This window comes from Acinetobacter sp. CWB-B33, from assembly GCF_039655955.1.
Taxonomy (GTDB): domain Bacteria; phylum Pseudomonadota; class Gammaproteobacteria; order Pseudomonadales; family Moraxellaceae; genus Acinetobacter; species Acinetobacter bouvetii.
The window spans coordinates 1,000,875-1,014,175 of record NZ_JAGFEU010000001.1 but is presented as its reverse complement, the minus strand read 5'-3'; the positions used below and the strand labels follow the sequence as shown (position 1 = coordinate 1,014,175).

The following is a 13,301-nucleotide window of genomic DNA, read 5'->3' as shown; positions in this document are numbered from 1 at the left end:
AAGTTAAGCTGGGAAATTAAAATTTAAGGAGTAAATTGAACTCTTAGCTAAAATCTTTTATGGATGGAAATTAAAATGGCTAATCAACAACAGCAAAATCAGCAAAACCAACCCAATCAGCAACCAGGCCAACAGCAGCAGCAACAACAGCCCAATCAACAGCCTGGCCAACAAACAGATAAGCAAAATCAGCAACAGCAACAACAGCCGCAGCAACCTAATCAACAACCAAAGCAGCCTAGCCAACAGGATTAAATACGCTGTGTTTACTATTTAAAAATAACCCAAAGGCCCAATTAGTGGGCCTTTCATATTAGGTGTCTTATGTTAATTAAAAAATGAATGATGATATTTAAAACACATAGATTTTTTTAATAATTTGATTCTGAATTGTCTCTGCAGAAATCGATTTTAATTGGCGCGGATTTGTATTAAAACTTGGAAATAATGGGATACCATCACCTAATAAGATAGGCATAACATAAATTTCCAAAGAATTTAGAAAATTATTCTCAATAAATGCGTTTTGAAGTTAAGTTCCTCCAACAACCCAAACATTACCATTAAAATGCTCTTCCAAGTAGCTTACTAATTCTGATGGCTCTAAACTCCATCGAGAAAGAGATGGATGAACTAATTCTAGATTATGGTCAGAGGATACAATAAATCCTTTTTGATTGGGATATGGCCACTCTCCATCAAATGAAGTTATGACTTCATAAGTTTTACGCCCCATTACCACAACATCTATATCTTTTATAAAATCATTGTAGCCACAGTAAATATTCTGAAATGGTGTTAAAAAATCTACAGATCCATCCTTTGCAGCAATATATCCGTCTGCGCTTGTCGCGATATAGCCTTTAATTTGGATACTCATAAATCCCTTCTTGAATAAAGTAAAATTCACATAATACCATTGATGAAAATTCCGGCCATTAACTTAAATTAACCAAAATCTTAGTTAATACATGATTATACGAAATTTCCTTAATGAAGGCTTTTAATTTACACACTGCACAATACAGTGGCATGCACTGTTCGGCCTGATAGCAAAATTATGATCATCACACAACATCAATCGTTTTCTAAAAGCATTAGCCCTGCTTAATGGTATCGCTATTTTACAGTGAAAATGAGAATTAATTTATACTTTAGTACTAATTTGTAGATTAAATTGCTGTTTTTTTAAAAAATGATACTTTAAGCAATGGATATCAAAAAATTACTGATTATTATGACCTTTTTTAAATACTTTTATTTATATTGGGGATTTCATTATGCGTAAAAAAAATTATTTATACTTCCTTTTTTTAATGCTCATCACTGCAAACAATGTATCTGCATCTGAAGATCAACTTTCTACTTTGATTTTAAAAGTTAATGCCAAATCAAGCAGCAATGCTGAAATCGACTTAATGGAAAACAAGCTGATCGAACGCGCCAGCTGGAAAATAAAATGTCAATACAAAGTATTTGAAGATATGAAAGCCTGTATTATGAGTAAAGGCCCTATTTCTATTTTACATGTTAACCATCAATACATTGTAAATATTGGCGAAAAGCAATTAAAAAATAATCCTGTTTTTATTCATGTAGATAATAAAGATATTCTTCAAGAAAGAGAGGGGTTATTTAGAAATAGTTCCGAGCTGATTAAACAATTCAAACGTGGAAATTATGCATTTACACGATTCTATAATAATAAAAAACAGTTAATTGAAAATAAAGTTTCATTGGATGGCTTCACTGATGCATTTAATGATATGGAAGTTCAATTTTCAAAACTAGGCAATGATAGAAATTACAGTTTCTAATTCTGAAATCATTTCAGTTCTAATGCGTTAATTTCATTAGAACTGAAATACAATAACTGATATAGATTCAAAAGATGAAATTATCGGAATTCAAGTTTCTGTAAATATCGTCTCAAAAATTGAATTCGTAAAAAAGTGCTCAGATCAGGCCAAGAAACAAAGCCTTTTCTTTTTTTCGGCGATTGATCAATCCCGTTATGGCTTTGCCATTGTCATAAACCCATCGATCAAACTGATTTGCTGCACAGGCATAATTTCCTGTATTCAACTCTAAGCATCGTAATTTTCATGTTGGTTTTGATTGACAATGACTTTAATCACCCGATCTAAGCAAGCATCTACCCATGCAGTATCATTTTAAGCCATGTTTCTGCCTGAATATGTGTACAAGTATCCCCTTTTTTCACTTTGGAACCATTTGGGTATTTGATTGTGCCAAAACCAATAGTCCACACTCCTCCTATGTCTAAATAAGCATTCTCGCGAAAGCCTTCAAATTCACGGATAACTTCAAATCTGCGCTCGGAAATATCTTCCAAACCAGTGACAACAAGCCCTTTACTATCATCATCAATAATTAGTTTAAAAGTTAGATTTTTTGACATAGGGACCCCAAATTTCGGGCATTAAAAAACCCGCTCGTAAGCGGGTTTATGAAATTAAATTAGTGATTATTTAGGGTATTCACCAATAGTTGAGTTTTTACAGTCTACTTGGATCTTGTCCATAGTTAACGTTTTACCATCTAGCAGCTTTGCAATTGATTAATAATGCTTTAGGCCGCCTGAAATTGCAGCTAATGCAGTTATTTGCCATTTAAAATATCAGCGACGCTCCCAGCTGATATTAACCACCTTGCCTTCGCGCACAGTAACGGTATAAATCTCATTTCCTATTTCGTAATAAAAATCTGTTGCCGTTACTGTAGTATTTCGGCCAGTGTCAACTTGGTAGGTATAACTGCTTTTAGGTTTCCCAGCGCGCTGAAACAAGACACCAACTGAATCACCAACACTAACGATATCGCCATTCACACGGAAACTTGAAGTTTCAGCGGCATTTGCAAGCGTGAAAGCAGAGATTAAGACTGAGGCAATTAATAATTTCTTCATCACTTTATCCAGCCTTGTAAAATATATATATTAAATATTAGCGTGATCAACTTCACATAACAATGCTTAATCTTTGCTCGGCTTCAGCTCTTCAATTAATTTCGCAAATGCCTTAGCATTGGCATGTTGTGCTGAATGTATTAAGTTCGTCTGTACCTGCAGCTTTGTAACTTGATTTTTTTGAGCAGCTTTTAAATAACCAGTGAAAGTGCCATAGCTCATCTGAAAAATATCTGCAGGCCGATGGCCGGACTCAATCAAGAATTGGAATGTTTTAAACCAGCTAGTCTGCTCCTCATCATTGCTTTGTGATTTCCGTCCACGTCTGAGTTTTGGCTCTTTTTCATAAAAAAATCATTCACTTTGATCATGACATTGACTAACTGAATCAATGCTTGCTCTGATGACTCAGCCATCGAAATCAGCGCACTTTCTTCTATGTTTGTAGATTCTACGCAACAATGTCAAAACGTGGCTTGTATACGCTTTCAGAAGAATAGTTATTAGCTTCCATAAACTGCGCCCATTAAAAAACCACCCGAAGGTGGTTGAGCTTTAAACTCTGAATCTCTGCCAATCTGCTTTTAGTAAAGATGATATCTAGTACGCTGGTTAATCCAAGAAAACTAAATCTTCTCGATTTGCTTTTAAATAAACCTCAGGAGCACTATACAAGTCAGAGATAATGGCAACTTCTTGGGCATTTAATAAATCTTCATAGATTTTTCTTGCAAAGTTATTCACTCCTGTTGTTACCAGTACACTTTTTATCTTTTGATTATTCTTCAATAATTCATTTTCAATGTCTTTAATGGACTCTACGATTAGTTTCTTACTTAACCCCAACCCTTGAAAATCTGGATGAATAGCTATTTGATCCAGCTCCAGTATCACTTCCGCTCTAAACCCCGACTTTTGAGCCCAAAAAATGTATCCAACCGTTTTTTCAAATTCAATTAAGTAACAGAAAAATCTTGGATAGGCTGCAAGTGTTGATGCTATCCATTGCTTGGAATCCGTTTGACGTATAAATGATCTATGATGGATTTCTGCGATGTCATTCAGGTCATTTTTATTTGCTTTTCTAACTAATTTTTCCATGAACTAATATCTTAATCTATTCAACTTAATAGTCTATCAATCCCTAAAGTAATTGAAAAATCATCATTCAGTTCCTATTTTTACATTTTTCTCTTGAAAAGTATAATCCACTAAGCTTGGACTCGATTGGAATTGGCTGCATATATATGTATTAATAAGTACTTTAAAAAACTTATACAATTTTAAGGTTATATTGAATTGCCCTCATTTATCCTGTTTTGCAATTCAACAGTCTGCAAATAAGCCTACAAAAAAAATTATAGGCTGCTGTTTAAATACAAAATTAATCAATACCTTACATTATGATTCAAATAAATTACAGAAAGATGGCTTTTATAGATAGCAATTAGTATATAAATCTATTTTCTCTTTTTGTATATTTCTCTTTGAAAAAAGCATTCAGCAGCGTTTAAAACAAGCCACAGATGCCCGTGCTCAGGAAATTGCAGGCGGCAAAGTTCTTTATGCTGGTGATGCCGATATGACCGATGAGCAAATCGCTGCATTGCCTTTTGAGATGTACCGACAAGGATATGAATACTATTGGCGCACCCATGCCCATCCAAATTCAACCTTTAAATATACCATGAGCAGCTTGCTTGAGCTGATGCGCTGGGATGCTACCGATCAAATTGAATTGATCAATCAGCCATTACTCATGATTGCAGGCAGCAAGGCAGACAGTCTTTACATGACCGAAGATGCTTTTGCCAAAGCCATTGGCACAAAAGACAAGACCTTATTCAAGATTCCAAATGCCACCCATATTGAAACCTATTGGAAGCCTGAATATATCAAACTGGCAATGGATCAGCTGACTGCATTTTATGGTAAGCACCTGAAATAAAGATTGCTGGTCTGGGTGATGGGCAATGATTGGATAATGTTTTTTGAATCATTGCCCTGTTTTTGAATAGGGATAATGAAAAAGATGAAACATCAGATTAATGCATCGGGAAATTGTCATTCTTCCCAGACATTCAGTGTCCAAGCAAGGGAGACGTTATTTTCACAACTCAAAGCAAATGCGATTACGCCCGTTATTTTTAGCAGAATAAAGCCGCTTATCCGCCATTTCCAAAGCATTCATTAAATCTTCTTCATTGGCCATACATGCAACACCAAAACTTGCTGTCACTTTGATATTATTCATAAACAGCTGCTTTTCAATCTTACTGCGCAACCGCTCCACCAAATAATAAGATGATGCTTCGTCCATACTTTGAAAAAGGATAATAAATTCCTCACCGCCAAATCGGGCAATAATGTCTTTTTGACGGATGCTTTCCCTTAACAGCGCAGCGACCCTGCATAAAATTTGATCCCCAGCCGCATGCCCCCATGTGTCATTAATGCTTTTAAAAAAATCAATATCGCACATCACCACATAAATATGGCCAGCACTTGGGTCGATAAACAATGCTTTAGATTTTTCGAAAAAACCGCTTCTGTTATAAAGCCCAGTTAATGGATCTCTGATTCGCTCTTCATTCAGTACTGTAAAGAATTCCTTAATGGTGGATGCGGAAACAATGATGGCAAACCATAAGCTTAAAACAATATTGACCGCCAGCATCAGCATCCACCATGATGAGGATGAAAGCATAATGCGGTCTACATTTTGCAGAAAAAAAATGACAGCCAGTGTTCTTAATGATGCATATGAAAAAAGCAGAACATAGCTAAAACTCAGCAGCTTCAGCAAGCCGGAAGATTTTTTATATAGTGCATAAACTGCGGGAAGCGCCAGCGCCTCAAGGCATATGATAATCAGATTGATCGTGATCATCCTGAACCATAATTGCTCATCGACATAGGCGAAATAAAACAGAAACAAAAGCCCCAACGCCACGACAGCCGCGGACAGAACGGGTTTAGGCTGAGAATTCGCTTTTATTGTCATGCCGTGCGCAACTGACCATGCGCCGCCAAGATATAAAATCCCGATCCAAGGCGCTGTTGCTGTTAATTGCTCATTCGTCATTAAGCTCTGCAGCCCCAATGCCAAATAAGGCAAAATGCAGCCGATCCCCATCCACAACAGATATTTTGGCGCTTTAAAAACCAGATGAGCAGCAATAAAAACACCGCCTATCAATATTAAGCAGAATGGGACAACAAGCAAAAAATACTGGGTATCTGGTAAATTCACGGATTGCATTACAACTATTGCTGTGCATATCACATACTAAATCTTTTCTTTGAATCCATTCAATAAATATTTATTTATAAAAGAGAAAAATCAGCAATCTAAATGAAGGCCTCTCCCCTATATTTATGGCCTTAGACAAAATAGTGCTTGATCCGTATCTGACACGGCCTCCATCTCAGAAATCCAAAATGTGTATTCAAAAATATTTTTTGATATGCCTTCTGCACGATTAATTTTCTACTGTTGACTGATCGAAAAAACCATTATGTCCACAAATCATTTCCAATTGAAAAGTTTGGCTTTAAATTAGAGTAAAAGCAAAATATTCACAAATTATGTGATTTAATTGACGTGTTATTCAGCTGCATGCATTTGAATAATAAATTTCCACACGCAATATCTCTAAAACCTGAACTGAGAGAGCTGGTCACTTGAAACAGATTGCTTTACTGCTGAAATTAGATCTGCAAAGACTCATATTAATTTTGATCATTCTTTGCGTTTCTTGCCTTTTCATTGTTTCCGTTTTTATTCTTAATCATGTGATTAAAGCTCAACTTATGGAAAACTCTCTCTCAATAAATGAAAAGTACGCCTCTAAAGTTGCCTTAAGCACCGATCAATATTTTAGCAACATGCTTCAAGAGCTGAAGTACAGTTCAAACATCATCAGTAGAGACTTCTCTAATCAAGCGCTGATTCAGCAAGAATTGCACCGTTTAAAATACCAGTCCAATAACTTTAACTCTGTCAGCGTAATAGACAGCACGGCGCATATTCGGCATCTTGAACCTCAGCACGTGAAATATGATTCCAAAACCATATATAAAACCGTAGGAATTGTGGAATCTTTAAAGTCAAAAAAGACCTACATTTCCACGCCTTACAAATCCATTGCAAATAACCTGATTGTGCTTATGTCACAGCCAATTTACAGCCCCGATCAGCAATACTTAGGCATGATTACAGGATCTCTGTATTTGCATAAAAAAAATCTCATCAGCCAAATCTTATCGACAACGTATTCTTATAAAAACAGCTACATGTATGTCATTGATAACAATAATAAGATTATTTTCCACCCCAATATCAAACGTATTGGTAAAACCATTGAAGTCAATACAGGCTTGGCTTATATGAGCAAGCACAAAAGTGGCCATATTCAACTGGTAAATAGCGAAGGGGTTAATAATTTGGCAGGTTTTGCGCATATTCCAAGCGTCAATTGGCTGGTGGTTTCCCAGCAGCCAACCGAGGAATTATTTGAACAAGCCAATGCCATTATTATTAAGGTCGCTTTTGGCATTTTTATTTTCTATATGATTCTGTTTTTTATTATCTGGAAAATTACCCAATATATTTCCTCACCTTTGCATGGCCTAGCGCAAATGGCTGGCATGCTTAGCAAGCCTGAGACGGAGCAAGAGATTCAAAACATCAATCCTTGGTATTTTGAAGTCATGCGCTTTCGTACAGCCTTGCTGTTCAGTTCTAAAAAATTCAAAGACAAGATTTCCGAATTGAATTTACATGTGAATACAGATCCATTAACGGGGCTGCATAACCGCCGGGGGATGCAGCTATTTTTAGAAGAATTGCAGAATACAGGTACTGAATTTGCAATTTTACTGATAGATATCGATTTCTTTAAAGCTGTAAATGATAATTTTGGACATGACCAAGGCGATCACATGCTGAAAGTTCTTGCAGAGCAAATGAAGAAAAACTTTAGAGAAAATGATATCTGCTGCCGGATGGGCGGTGAAGAATTTGCGGTGCTCATGGCCGCTACAGATAAAGCGGTCGTGTTTAAAGCGGCTGAGCGCCTTCGCAAGAACATTGAGGAAATAACTGCAGCTATGCCTACACCGATTACCATTTCAATTGGCATCTCATATTGGCCGCATGATTCTAATGATGTTAAGGAAGCCTTTAAACAGGCAGATAACCGTCTGTACCAAGCTAAAAATGAAGGCCGAAACCGTGTCTGCTAATGATGTAAGATTGTATTTAAGTCAGCATTTCCAATTTATATACAGTTCAAATTTAGCTGCACCAATACTCTGCTTGCCCATATTTATATTTGAAAGATTTACGTTTTTATATAGAACTTGAATCATAAAGCTTAGGTTAAACTTCTATGCCATTCGCCGCAAATAACAAAAACCGCTTTAATTTAAAGCGGTTTTTGTTATCCGGGATTTATGCCAGCCCGAAGATTTACGACCTAGCAGTATTCAACTGCCTGTTCATTAAAACGGCACACGATGATATTGGCGGTATTCCGGTTTCCAGAAATTCGCCTCAATTTTCTGCTGTAAATCGATCAAATCCATCATTGGCGCTACACCATCCTGCATCGCCGCTTGCGCGACTTTCACCGCAATTACTTTTGAAATCTGCTGGATTTGACTTAAATCCGGCAACAAATCTGCATTCGGATCCTGCAGTTTAGGTGAACAGTCTGCCAAGGCATTGCTCGAAGCCATCAGCATATTGTCTGTCACTCGTTTAGCGCCAGACGCAATAACGCCTAGCCCAATGCCTGGGAAAATATATGAGTTATTGCATTGCGAAATATTATACATGCGATCTTGATATATCACTGGTGCAAATGGACTGCCTGTCGCAATAAGCGCCTTGCCCTTCGTCCATTCAATAATATCCGCAGGCACAGCTTCCACCCGCGAAGTCGGATTAGATAGCGGCAGCACAATTGGACTGTCACAATGATCAGCCATGGTTTCAATTACTTCTTTTGTAAACAGTCCAGGCTGACCAGACACCCCAATCAGTACAGTAGGTTTGGCATTTTTTACGACATCCAGCAGCGAGATAATTTCATCGGCATTACCCCACTTTGCAACTTCCTCAGGCTTTTGCGCCAATTTACGCTGAAAATCCAATAAGTTAGGCTGATTTTCAGTAATCAAGCCAAAGCGGTCAACCATAAAGACACGTTTTCGCGCTTCAGCATCGCTTAAACCTTCAGCGGTCATCTGTGCAATAATTTGCTCAGCAATACCGCAGCCTGCAGATCCAGCACCTAAAAATGCGATGACTTGATCCTTTAACTGCTTTTTAGCAGCGCGTGAAGCAGCGATCAGACTGCCAACCGATACTGCAGCCGTGCCTTGAATATCATCATTGAAGCAGCAAATTTTGTCGCGGTACTTTTCGAGCAAAGGCATTGCATTTTTCTGCGCAAAATCCTCAAACTGAATTAACGCTTCCGGCCATCTGCGCTGAATCGCCTCAATGACCATATCAACAAAATTATAATATTCTTCGCCTGAAATGCGCGGCTGTCTGCAGCCCATATAAATCGGATCATTAAGCAATTGCTGATTGTTCGTGCCAACGTCCAAGGTAATTGGCAAAGTATATGCCGGACTAATGCCTCCGCATGCGGTGTAGAGGGACAGCTTGCCAATTGGAATCCCCATCCCGCCAATTCCTTGATCGCCCAAACCTAAAATGCGCTCGCCATCAGTAATGACAATGACCTTAACATTGCGCCGGTTGACATTATGCAAAATGTCATCAATTTTATCTCGGTCTGGATAAGAAATAAAGATCCCGCGGTGACGGCGGTAAATATCTGAGAAGCGCTGACATGCCTCACCAACAGTTGGGGTATAGATAATCGGCATCATCTCAGTCAGATGATTTTCAATTAAATGATAAAACAGCGTTTCATTGGTATCTTGAATGTTTCGAAGATAAATATGCTTGTTAATCGCATCGTTAAATGCGCAATACTGCTGATATGAGCGCTGGCTCTGCTCTTCAATGGTTTCGGCCACATGCGGAATAAGACCATGTAAATTAAAATTTTTACGCTCATCTGCTGTGAACGCTGAACCTTTGTTCAAAAGCGGCAATTCAAGCAATGTATTTCCTGCATACGGGATATACAGCGGGCGTTTAGATTTCAAGCTATCTGCTGGCATTGTACTAACTCTATTCCTATTTTAAATAATATAGGTGAATGGACTGTTTTGATTTCTGTTTTAATAGCTTAGACCTATTTATTGAAAAATGGATATTTATAAAATTAATAGTGATATATTTAACATTTTCCAGTCTTATAATGTGAATTCCAAGTTGTTTCATTTTTCTATTCATGCAACTGGAAAAACACAGGAACCTAAAAAATCACCTTTATTTAGATATTTTTAGTATCAATTTCAGTATACTGAAATGATTGTTGAAAAATCTGATCATGCAAATAATGGCGCTTGTTTCTCGAATTAAGCCTAAATAACGGCTGCATGCATTCTGCCGCCTGCAGCTGCAACAGTACTGTTAGCTTTTCATCTCAATGTATTGAGCCTTAGAATGTCTAAAAATCTTGCAACACTAATTGGCTTTAGTGCAATTTTGCAATGGTCCGCGATTGTTGGCCTGCTCAAGCGTATCAGCTCCAGCATTGGACCCGATTATGCTGTTGCTTTTATGTACAGCTTCAGCGCTATTATTTTGCTGATTTTATTCCGCATTCCTAATTTAAAAGTCATTCCCAAAAAATATTTCATATCTGCCACAATTTTATTCGTTGTTTATGAATTATGCTTTTCTTATGCCATTGCCTTAGCGCAAACTCCTCAACAAGCCATTGAAATCAGTTTAGTCAATTATTTGTGGCCCAGTATGACTATTGCTGCGCTAATTCTATTTAAAGAATTAAAATTTAATCCCTTTGTTATTTTAGGATTAGCTGTCAGTTTGAGCGGCATTGTTTTAATTCAAACAGGCGATGGCGCTTTCAGCTGGTTATCAGTATTCGATAACATTATGGCCAATCCCGTCAGCTATTTTTTAGCATTTTTAGGTGCGGCTTTATGGTCTTTATATTGTGTAATAACTAAAAAATACAGCAATGGCCATAACCCGATTGCCCTATTCTTTATCGTCATTACTGCTGTGCTTTGGTCAAAAATGTATTTTCTGCACAGCATGCCAGTACTTCCATCCTTAGAATTGGACACCCTATTTTGCATGCTGGCTGTCTCAATCGTCACAGCTTTGGGTTATGCAGCATGGAATATCGGCATCATTAAGGGCAACATTACACTGTTAGTAACACTGTCTTATTTCAGCCCATTAATATCTTCTGTGTTTTCGATGCTGATCCTGCAGACCCATTTACCGGCCGCTTTCTGGCATGGCGCTATCCTGGTAACCCTTGGCTCATTTATCTGCTGGATATCAACAAATTGGGAATATTTAAAAAAGATACTTCGGCCTGAAAAATAATTTCTTTTAATGTTTTATTTGATGCCTGCCTATTTATTCTTTTAATCAATTTTCCGATCCTAGCTCTTGCTTGATGAATTTCAGACAAAATGCGGGCAATATTGATTTTTAATTTCATTGTTTTAAACAGTGAATAACGCTCTACTTAAGCGTAATTTATTCAATATTTAGAACTTTTGTCCCGCCTGTGTGTCTCATTCAGCCCTAAATTTGGATATACTCTTTGCAAACTTCTGATATTTAGGCTGCTGTTCTATGCAATTAATCTGGTTTCGGCAAGACTTGCGCATAGCCGATCAGACTGCGCTTTGGCATGCTGCTCAAGCCGGTCCTTGCGCAGCCATTGTATTTATTTCTCCAGAGCAATCCATGCTGCATGATGATGCGCCTGTTAAATGCCAATTCTATTTGCGGCAGCTGGACTGCTTAAAGCATCAGCTGCAAACATTGAATATACCGCTGATTATTCTGCATGCGCCGCTCTGGAAAAACATCCCGCAACAGTTAAAAGAGCTGTGTGTCCATTTAAGAGTTCAGTGCCTGCATGCCAATTGCGAAACAGGCGTTAATGAACAGTTGCGAGACCGGCAGGTTCATCAAGACCTCGCATCGGCCGCTATTCCATTTAAACAATATACTGACCGTACAATTTTCACTCTCGGTTCAATCTTAAATAAATCCAATCAGCCTTATCAAGTTTTCAGCGCTTTCAAAAAAAGCTGTTATGAACAGCTGAGCATAAGCCTGCCATCCATTTTTCCCGCAGTGCAAAAGCAGCAAACCATAAACTTAGATCTTCCTGAAAATTTAAAGCAGGCCGACTTTGCCGAATTTTATTTGGACGATCCCTTGCAGGCGCTCTGGCCTGTGTCCGAGCAATATGCCTTAGACCTTCTGGATCAATTTATACAAGAAGATTTAACACTTTATAAAGAACAGCGGGATTTTCCGCATCAAAATGGCACCAGCAAAATATCAGCCTATTTAAATATCGGCATGGTTTCGATCCGGCAATGCCTGCAGGCTCTTTTCAGACAGCAGCACGGCAACTTTTATCTGGACAATATTGGACAGCAAACTTGGCTTGATGAATTGCTGTGGCGCGAATTTTATCAGCACATCCTGTTTCACTTTCCGGCTGTCTCCAAACATTTGCCCTTTAAACAAGACACGCAAAAACTGCAGTGGCGCTATGACCATGATGATCTGACGGCATGGCAGCAAGGTTTGACCGGTATTCCTATTGTTGATGCCGGAATGCGTCAATTGCTGAAGACTGGCTGGATGCATAATCGAGTCCGCATGATTACAGCAATGTTTCTAAGTAAAAATTTATTGATTGATTGGCGCTTAGGTGAAAAGTGGTTTATGCAGCACTTAATTGATGGCGACTTGGCCGCAAATAATGGCGGCTGGCAGTGGTGTGCATCAACAGGTACTGATGCAGTGCCTTATTTCCGTATTTTTAATCCTGTGAGCCAATCTCAAAAATTTGATCCCCATGGAGACTATATCCGTTCATGGCTGCCCGAATTGGCGCATTTGGATACAAAACGAATTCATGATCCTTTTGCACACTCCCCTGATGATCATACTCTTCATTACCCAAGGCCAATTGTAGATTTAAAATATTCACGCTTACGCGCAATAGAAGCGTTTAAATCCATCTCAATGGGCTAAATTATTTATTGGCAGAACCGCACACCAAGATTTCATTGAATTTTGCCTAAAAAGGACATCTTGTTATATCTGTTTAGCATTACATTTTAATAGCAACATCTAAAAGCTCTCGTTAGAGGGCTTTTGTATCCATGATGCACTTAGAATCATTCGCTGGCTGCAACAGATCTAAAATTGCTA

At 38.0% G+C, this 13,301-nt stretch carries 12 protein-coding genes and 1 pseudogene; 6 read left to right on the top strand and 7 right to left on the bottom strand.

What is annotated here, in order from left to right; all coding sequences use genetic code 11:
* Positions 1 to 75 precede the first annotated feature (75 nt).
* Complete coding sequence (locus tag JZ784_RS04805; RefSeq protein ID WP_005010118.1) at positions 76 to 255, top strand: hypothetical protein; 180 nt, start codon at positions 76 to 78, stop codon at positions 253 to 255.
* 277 nt (positions 256 to 532) lie between these two features.
* Here the strand turns inward: JZ784_RS04805 and JZ784_RS04800 are convergent, their stop codons facing one another.
* Complete coding sequence (locus JZ784_RS04800; protein ID WP_346313994.1) at positions 533 to 880, bottom strand: hypothetical protein; 348 nt, start codon at positions 878 to 880, stop codon at positions 533 to 535.
* A gap of 400 nt (positions 881 to 1,280) precedes the next feature.
* On the opposite strand from JZ784_RS04800, the gene JZ784_RS04795 reads away from it, so the two are divergent.
* A complete protein-coding gene (locus JZ784_RS04795) occupies positions 1,281 to 1,817 on the top strand; it encodes a hypothetical protein (protein ID WP_346313993.1) in 537 nt (178 codons plus the stop codon).
* A 139-nt stretch (positions 1,818 to 1,956) separates the two neighbouring features.
* Here JZ784_RS04795 and JZ784_RS04790 read toward each other — a convergent pair.
* The 4 genes and pseudogenes from JZ784_RS04790 to JZ784_RS04775 form a co-directional block, all read right to left on the bottom strand.
* Positions 1,957 to 2,365: pseudogene (locus JZ784_RS04790) on the bottom strand (lysozyme); the annotation flags it as partial.
* A gap of 276 nt (positions 2,366 to 2,641) precedes the next feature.
* The gene (locus tag JZ784_RS04785) at positions 2,642 to 2,929 is read right to left on the bottom strand and encodes a hypothetical protein (RefSeq protein ID WP_346313992.1); all 288 of its coding nucleotides are present in this window, start codon (positions 2,927 to 2,929) and stop codon (positions 2,642 to 2,644) included.
* 66 nt (positions 2,930 to 2,995) lie between these two features.
* Positions 2,996 to 3,151, bottom strand: coding sequence for a hypothetical protein (locus JZ784_RS04780; RefSeq protein WP_346313991.1), 156 nt, complete (start codon positions 3,149 to 3,151; stop codon positions 2,996 to 2,998).
* A gap of 390 nt (positions 3,152 to 3,541) precedes the next feature.
* The gene (locus tag JZ784_RS04775) at positions 3,542 to 4,030 is read right to left on the bottom strand and encodes a GNAT family N-acetyltransferase (protein ID WP_346313990.1); all 489 of its coding nucleotides are present in this window, start codon (positions 4,028 to 4,030) and stop codon (positions 3,542 to 3,544) included.
* A gap of 481 nt (positions 4,031 to 4,511) precedes the next feature.
* Between JZ784_RS04775 and JZ784_RS04770 the strand changes: the two genes are divergently transcribed.
* Positions 4,512 to 4,877, top strand: coding sequence for an alpha/beta hydrolase (locus JZ784_RS04770; protein ID WP_346313989.1), 366 nt, complete (start codon positions 4,512 to 4,514; stop codon positions 4,875 to 4,877).
* Between the two features lie 162 nt (positions 4,878 to 5,039).
* Here JZ784_RS04770 and JZ784_RS04765 read toward each other — a convergent pair whose 3' ends face one another.
* Positions 5,040 to 6,191 carry a GGDEF domain-containing protein gene (locus tag JZ784_RS04765; RefSeq protein ID WP_346313988.1) on the bottom strand — a complete coding sequence of 384 codons (1,152 nt, stop codon included), beginning with the start codon at positions 6,189 to 6,191 and terminating at the stop codon, positions 5,040 to 5,042.
* 422 nt (positions 6,192 to 6,613) lie between these two features.
* On the opposite strand from JZ784_RS04765, the gene JZ784_RS04760 reads away from it, so the two are divergent.
* Positions 6,614 to 8,176, top strand: a complete 1,563-nt coding sequence (locus JZ784_RS04760) for a sensor domain-containing diguanylate cyclase (protein WP_346313987.1) — start codon at positions 6,614 to 6,616, stop codon at positions 8,174 to 8,176.
* A gap of 258 nt (positions 8,177 to 8,434) precedes the next feature.
* On the opposite strand, the gene JZ784_RS04755 is transcribed toward JZ784_RS04760, so the two are convergent.
* A complete protein-coding gene (locus JZ784_RS04755; RefSeq protein WP_346313986.1) occupies positions 8,435 to 10,135 on the bottom strand; it encodes an NAD-dependent malic enzyme in 1,701 nt (566 codons plus the stop codon).
* Between the two features lie 388 nt (positions 10,136 to 10,523).
* Here JZ784_RS04755 and yddG point away from each other — a divergent pair, with 388 nt between their 5' ends.
* Both yddG and JZ784_RS04745 read left to right on the top strand, forming a co-directional pair.
* A complete protein-coding gene (gene yddG, locus JZ784_RS04750; RefSeq protein ID WP_346313985.1) occupies positions 10,524 to 11,441 on the top strand; it encodes an aromatic amino acid DMT transporter YddG in 918 nt (305 codons plus the stop codon).
* Positions 11,442 to 11,696: 255 nt separating this feature from the next.
* Entirely contained in the window at positions 11,697 to 13,121 is a 1,425-nt protein-coding gene (locus JZ784_RS04745) for a deoxyribodipyrimidine photo-lyase (protein ID WP_346313984.1), read from the top strand.
* Positions 13,122 to 13,301: the final 180 nt, after the last annotated feature.

Excerpts from the sequence above, each read along its gene's own strand:
- JZ784_RS04785 (WP_346313992.1), bottom strand. The coding sequence starts at position 2,929 with ATGAAGAAATTATTAATTGCCTCAGTCTTAATCTCTGCTTTCACGCTT.
- JZ784_RS04795 (WP_346313993.1), top strand. The coding sequence starts at position 1,281 with ATGCGTAAAAAAAATTATTTATACTTCCTTTTTTTAATGCTCATCACT.
- JZ784_RS04775 (WP_346313990.1), bottom strand. The coding sequence starts at position 4,030 with ATGGAAAAATTAGTTAGAAAAGCAAATAAAAATGACCTGAATGACATC.
- JZ784_RS04770 (WP_346313989.1), top strand. The coding sequence starts at position 4,512 with ATGACCGATGAGCAAATCGCTGCATTGCCTTTTGAGATGTACCGACAA.
- JZ784_RS04805 (WP_005010118.1), top strand. The coding sequence starts at position 76 with ATGGCTAATCAACAACAGCAAAATCAGCAAAACCAACCCAATCAGCAA.
- JZ784_RS04745 (WP_346313984.1), top strand. The coding sequence starts at position 11,697 with ATGCAATTAATCTGGTTTCGGCAAGACTTGCGCATAGCCGATCAGACT.
- JZ784_RS04765 (WP_346313988.1), bottom strand. The coding sequence starts at position 6,191 with ATGCAATCCGTGAATTTACCAGATACCCAGTATTTTTTGCTTGTTGTC.
- JZ784_RS04755 (WP_346313986.1), bottom strand. The coding sequence starts at position 10,135 with ATGCCAGCAGATAGCTTGAAATCTAAACGCCCGCTGTATATCCCGTAT.
- JZ784_RS04780 (WP_346313991.1), bottom strand. The coding sequence starts at position 3,151 with ATGAGCTATGGCACTTTCACTGGTTATTTAAAAGCTGCTCAAAAAAAT.
- yddG (WP_346313985.1), top strand. The coding sequence starts at position 10,524 with ATGTCTAAAAATCTTGCAACACTAATTGGCTTTAGTGCAATTTTGCAA.
- JZ784_RS04800 (WP_346313994.1), bottom strand. The coding sequence starts at position 880 with ATGAGTATCCAAATTAAAGGCTATATCGCGACAAGCGCAGACGGATAT.